We start from the raw sequence: 5,175 nt of genomic DNA, 5'->3' as shown, positions 1-5,175 counted from the left end.
GCTTGATGATTTTAGAGCCAAGATCAATGAAGATCTCACAAGCTATGGTCGCTTAGCCAGCCCAAATGAATGGCAAAGTTATAATAAATTTACCAGCAAAGTCACTATGAGTGGTGGCTTAGAACTGTTGGGTAATTCGTCGTTTAGCCTTATTCATAATGGTGAAACGGTGACAAGTTTAAGCACAAATGGAAGTACCTTGAAAGGACCTTTGAGAGTTGATGGTGATGTTGTTTATACGAAGGCGCAAGTGGATGCCGCCATTTTGGCACAAATAAAGAGTCTTAAAAAAGATTTGATCGATAAAATCACAAATTGGCCGGCTCTTGCTGATGCTGAATTGCTCTATACACAGGATGGGAAAATTCAGTGGCCCATCTGGGTCACCGATAAAACTAAAGTTGAGATCCAAGCTTGGGGTGGTGGAGGTAGTGGTGGTAGAGCGTTTGGGATAGGATTAGGAGGAGGTGGCGGCGGTGGCGGTTGTTCAGTCTGGTATGGCTATAAAGCCAGTTTAAATGGTCATGAAGATATCATCATTGGTAAAGGAGGGGCTTCTATTGCAAAGAATTTTGTAAGCGGTAAGCCTGGAGAAACAACAACCATTGGCAAAAATTTTATTACCGCTACCGGAGGAAAGGGTGGTGGGGGAGCTGACGCCCGTATCTCTCACTCGATTACTGGGAGTACGACTTCCTTCTATTCAGGCGATGGCGGTGCTGGAGGAACAGGTGGAAACTTTGGTTTAGCAACGGATGAACATCCAGGAATTGCCAAAGGCGGAAATGGTTATGCTGGAACGAATGGAATTACGAGTAAAACAAGCGGTAATGGAGGCGATGCTGGAGGTGATACATCACGTGGTGGCTCTGGAGGAGTCGGCAAAGGTTCCTATAGTTCGGGAAAAGCAGGGCGTGGTTTTGGTGGTGGTGGTGCTGGCTCTCATGGAGATTCCTCTCCAAGCGGCGCTGGAGCTGATGGCGCTGTCCTCATAAGATTGTGGAAAGATTAAATACATAACCAAAGATAGCGCAAGTCAAATGGATAGCTGTTGTATAAGCTGGCTTGTATGATTTTAAGCCCTTTAAAGCCCTTTAAAGAGCTTTTTGACTGACAGTGTCAGTTTTATGAAAGGCAGCTCTTGTTGTTATTGTTTCTCTATTGATTTGGAGAGCAAAATGGCAACAAAAGTAAATACTCTCTATCGCACTATAGCAAAATCATTCTTTATCTTTAGAAGAAGCCCCGAAATCACGGCGTGCTCCCTCTTCTATTCCAAAAGTTTTGTAAAGAGATTAACGGCTCTTAGCAAGCCGCTCTGATAACCTATCGCTATGAGAAATCTAGCGGATAACCCACAGCAATTATCCTAAAAACTCAAAAACAAGGAGAACGGAACAAAAAATAGAGGCTGGGCTGGTTGTCCAGCCAACGGGACTTAGTTTTGCGAACAACCCCGTCCGATGCAACTCAACTCAACATCGCAGCCACTTCTTCTCACTTGGAAACAGTGAGAAGATGGCTAATATAGATGGAAGAGTGTTAAAAAATGATGGATATACTTTGTAAAGAAAAATTAAAATCTATTGATCCTATAGAACCAGCTGCCGCTTATGTTGGTGGCAAAATAAAGTTGGCAAAAACCATTATCAAAATCATTGAAGGCATTCCCCATCGCACTTATGCCGAACCTTTTGTTGGCATGGGAGGAATATTCTTTAGGCGGAAATTGATTCCCTTATATGAAGTCATCAATGATCGCTCAGGCGATGTGGTGAATTTTTTTCGGGTGTTGCAACGCCATTATCACCCTTTTATGGATCTGTTGGAGTTCCAGATTAGCAGCCGTGAGGCGTTTCAACGTTTTACGTTACAAGATCCAAAGACGCTTACGGATTTAGAGCGAGCTTTGCGGTTTTTATATCTACAGCGGTTGAGTTTTGGTGGGCAGGTGGCAAAGCGTACCTTTGGAGTTGATCCCCACCGTGGTGCACGGTTTAACTCTTTCAAACTTGAAGGGTTCTTAAAGCTTATTTACCGGCGTTTATCAGGTGTCACTATTGAACATTTAGATTGGTTTGATTTTATCAGGCGTTATGACCGGCCAACGACCTTGTTTTACCTTGATCCACCTTATTGGGGCGTTGAGAATTGCTATGGCAAGGATTTGTTTAAGCGAGAGGATTACCAGACGATGTCCACACTGCTTGCACAATTAAAGGGAAAGTTTGTTCTGTCTCTCAATGATGTGCCAGAGATCCGAAAAACCTTTAGCCAATTTAAACTAAAAGAAGTGAATACATCTTATACATGTGGTTCAAATAATCCAATGCCGGCTCAAGAGCTGATCATCTCAAATTGCGATTTCTAAAACGAGAAATAATACATATTAAAGGGTCTTTAAATGATCTTTGAAGACCTTTTGAAACCCCTTAAAAATCTTTCAAAAAAATAAATTAGTATAAAACCTAAGCTATCAGACTTTCTAGTGGAATATTGAACTGTTGGTGCAAGTTTTTAATCATGCGCAGTGTTAATTTTCTTTTACCACTCAAGATTTCATAAACACGATTTAAATGACCAATCGCAGGAACGAGATCTTTAGCACTTAAGTTCATTTGTTCCATTCTAAATTTAATAGCTTCAATCGGGTGAGGAGGAGAAACAGGATAGTGTTCTGCTTCATACGCTTCAATCAACAACACAAGAACCTCCATTTGATCAAATTCTGGAGTATTCTCTTTAGGTTGATTGTCAAACATTGCAGACACAATTTCTAAAGCTTCTTGATACTCTCTCTCTGTACGAATTGGTTTGATATTCATTTCTTAAATTCCTTTAGTTCTACAGTATTAGCATCAATTGCATCATACTGTTTGTGTGTCCCTATAAATTTTATATAAAGCCAACCTGCTGGATAAAAGATTGAAACAACTAAACGATAATCATTGCCTCTAATATTAAAAACAACACGATTATTCTTTAATATGCTTGCATTTTTATACTTCTCTTTAATGTCATGAGGAGAACGCCACTGCGCATTTTTAGCTTCATCTACCCATGCTTTTAACGGTTGTTCAGCATCAGGATATCGAGCCCAAAAAGTTTGAAGTGTGGAGATTTTAACAATTTTCATAAGTTTATCCTGATTTTTATCAATCTTAGTACCATTTTGGGACCAAGTCAAGATATTTATAAAAAGAAAGTGCTTGTTGAAAACAAACCTTTCTCAAGAGCGGCTCTTTACCTCTCATTTTTCCCATTCATTTCATTAGCCAACCATTTAAAGGAGCATAAAGTATGGCAACAGGTTTTCTACACGGTGTTGAAGTCGTTGAAGTTGACGACGGCACCCGCCCCCTTCGCGCGGTTCAGTCTGCCGTTATCGGGATTGTTGGCACAGCACCCGATGCAGATGAACAAGCATTTCCCCTTAATACACCCGTTTTGGTAACGGGTTCTCTTTCACAAGCTGCAAAACTGGATAAAACGGGTAAGCGTCAAGGTACCTTACCCAATGCCCTTGATCTTATTTTTAAACAAGTAGGGGCAATTGTCGTTGTCGTACGCGTGAACGAGGGTGACAACGAAAATGCAACACTCACCAATATTCTGGGTGGTGTAAACGCAAATGGCGCTTATGAAGGTGTTCATGCTTTGATTGGAGCACAATCCATTGTAGGACAAACACCACGCATTCTGATTGCGCCAGGCTTTACACATCAACGCCCTTCCAGTGTGAATATTGAAGAGAATGGAACTGATGCAACTGCCAACCCCGTCGCAGCAGAACTCATTGGCATTGCAGAGCGTCTGCGTGCTATTGTGGTGCTTGATGCACCAAACACGACAGATGAAGCAGCCCTTAGCACAGCAAAGGATTTTGATTCAAAACGCGCCATTATCATTGACCCTTTTGTAAAGGTGAATCGTGATGGAAAAATCATAGAACAGCCAGCAAGTACAGCGGTTGCAGGTGTCATTGCTAAAACTGATTTTACACACGGTTTTTGGCATTCTCCTTCCAATAAAGTGATCAATGGCATTGTTGGTATTGCACGCCCCATTGATTTTTCCATTGGTGATCGATCAAGCCGCGCTAACCTTCTTAACGAACAAAACATCACAACAATTATCCGCGAAAATGGTTATCGTCTTTGGGGTAATCGCACCCTTTCAAGTGATACAAAGTTTGCTTTCTTATCCGTAGTACGCACCGCAGATATGATCAATGATGCCATTTTGCGCGGGCATCTATGGGCTGTCGACCGCAATATCAAAAAAACCTACATGCATGACGTAAGCGAAAGCGTTAATGCCTATTTGCGTGATTTGAAAGCACAAGGCGCCATTCTTGGTGGGCGCTGTACGCCTGATCTAGAGCTTAATACAGCAAGCGCTATTGAAAGCGGTAGAGTCTATTTCAATGTCGAATTCACCCCCACAACACCCGCAGAACACATCACGTTCCGTTCACGCATTGTGAATGATTACTTAGAGGAGATCTTTTAATGACCGTACCTGTTTTACCAAGAGTTTTGAAATATTTTAACATTTTTGTCGACGGCATTCCCTATCAGGCAAAATGTGAAAGTGTCACCCTACCGAATTTGAGTTTGGTTGTTGAAAGTTATCGCGGCGGTGGCATGGATAGCTCCATTGAAGTTGACCTTGGTCTTGAAACCCTCACGCTTAGCATGACCATTTCTGATTGCTCTCCAGAGTTGATGGCACTGTTGGGGCGCACCGATGTCAACATTTCATTACGAAGTTCAATGCAAGCGCAAGGCACACCAGCAGAAGGTGTTGTCATTACCATGAGAGGACTATGCAAAGGCTTTGAAATGGCAGAATGGCAACCGGGCAGCAAAGCAACATCCACAACTACCTTCACATTGCAATATTTCAAATATGTCCAGAAGGACGTTGAAATCGTTGAGATAGATGTCCTCAACTTGGTGAGAAAATTCAATGGCGTCAATCAACTCGCAGACCATAGAGAAAATATAGGATTATAAAAATGACCGTCCAAACAAGCATTACACATAAATTATTGATACCCATTGCCTTTGAAGAAAAAGAGCACACCACAATTACCTTACGGCGCCCCAAAACAAAAGATTTGCAAGCAATCGACAAAAAAGAAGGCGTAGAGCAAACAATTGCTATGATCGC

Annotated in this window: 7 protein-coding genes; 5 read left to right on the top strand and 2 right to left on the bottom strand. The window is 41.9% G+C overall.

Annotated features, from left to right (window positions below; translation table 11 throughout):
- On the top strand, positions 1-1,012 hold a 1,012-nt coding region (locus ACFIQE_RS08675), incomplete at its 5' end, for a Bgr_08870 family protein (RefSeq protein ID WP_375707549.1).
- Between the two features lie 540 nt (positions 1,013-1,552).
- Positions 1,553-2,371: a DNA adenine methylase gene (locus ACFIQE_RS08670; RefSeq protein WP_375635109.1), complete on the top strand. Its 819-nt coding sequence runs from the start codon at positions 1,553-1,555 to the stop codon at positions 2,369-2,371.
- A gap of 97 nt (positions 2,372-2,468) precedes the next feature.
- Here the strand turns inward: ACFIQE_RS08670 and ACFIQE_RS08665 are convergent, their stop codons facing one another.
- Positions 2,469-2,825: a type II toxin-antitoxin system HigA family antitoxin gene (locus tag ACFIQE_RS08665; protein WP_375624310.1), complete on the bottom strand. Its 357-nt coding sequence runs from the start codon at positions 2,823-2,825 to the stop codon at positions 2,469-2,471.
- A complete protein-coding gene (locus tag ACFIQE_RS08660; RefSeq protein WP_317993618.1) occupies positions 2,822-3,136 on the bottom strand; it encodes a type II toxin-antitoxin system HigB family toxin in 315 nt (104 codons plus the stop codon). The genes ACFIQE_RS08665 and ACFIQE_RS08660 overlap by 4 nt, the downstream gene beginning before the upstream one ends.
- 164 nt (positions 3,137-3,300) lie before the next feature.
- On the opposite strand from ACFIQE_RS08660, the gene ACFIQE_RS08655 reads away from it, so the two are divergent.
- The 3 genes from ACFIQE_RS08655 to ACFIQE_RS08645 all read left to right on the top strand — a co-directional run.
- Positions 3,301-4,512: a phage tail sheath subtilisin-like domain-containing protein gene (locus tag ACFIQE_RS08655; RefSeq protein ID WP_375707548.1), complete on the top strand. Its 1,212-nt coding sequence runs from the start codon at positions 3,301-3,303 to the stop codon at positions 4,510-4,512.
- Positions 4,512-5,018, top strand: a complete 507-nt coding sequence (locus tag ACFIQE_RS08650) for a phage major tail tube protein (RefSeq protein WP_375689351.1) — start codon at positions 4,512-4,514, stop codon at positions 5,016-5,018. The genes ACFIQE_RS08655 and ACFIQE_RS08650 overlap by 1 nt, the downstream gene beginning before the upstream one ends.
- Positions 5,019-5,020: 2 nt before the next feature.
- Positions 5,021-5,175, top strand: a 155-nt coding sequence (locus tag ACFIQE_RS08645; protein ID WP_375707550.1) for a phage tail assembly protein, incomplete at its 3' end; no start/stop codon positions are given.

This window comes from Bartonella sp. AA1HLJMS (assembly GCF_042197445.1).
Taxonomy (GTDB): Bacteria; Pseudomonadota; Alphaproteobacteria; order Rhizobiales; family Rhizobiaceae; genus Bartonella.
Note: the sequence above shows the minus strand (reverse complement) of the source record. Positions and strands in the feature narration are given on the sequence as shown.

What these genes read in the sequence shown, in the direction of transcription:
- ACFIQE_RS08670 (WP_375635109.1), top strand. Translation starts at nt 1,553, where the DNA reads ATGGATATACTTTGTAAAGAAAAATTAAAATCTATTGATCCTATAGAA.
- ACFIQE_RS08665 (WP_375624310.1), bottom strand. Translation starts at nt 2,825, where the DNA reads ATGAATATCAAACCAATTCGTACAGAGAGAGAGTATCAAGAAGCTTTA.
- ACFIQE_RS08660 (WP_317993618.1), bottom strand. Translation starts at nt 3,136, where the DNA reads ATGAAAATTGTTAAAATCTCCACACTTCAAACTTTTTGGGCTCGATAT.
- ACFIQE_RS08655 (WP_375707548.1), top strand. Translation starts at nt 3,301, where the DNA reads ATGGCAACAGGTTTTCTACACGGTGTTGAAGTCGTTGAAGTTGACGAC.
- ACFIQE_RS08650 (WP_375689351.1), top strand. Translation starts at nt 4,512, where the DNA reads ATGACCGTACCTGTTTTACCAAGAGTTTTGAAATATTTTAACATTTTT.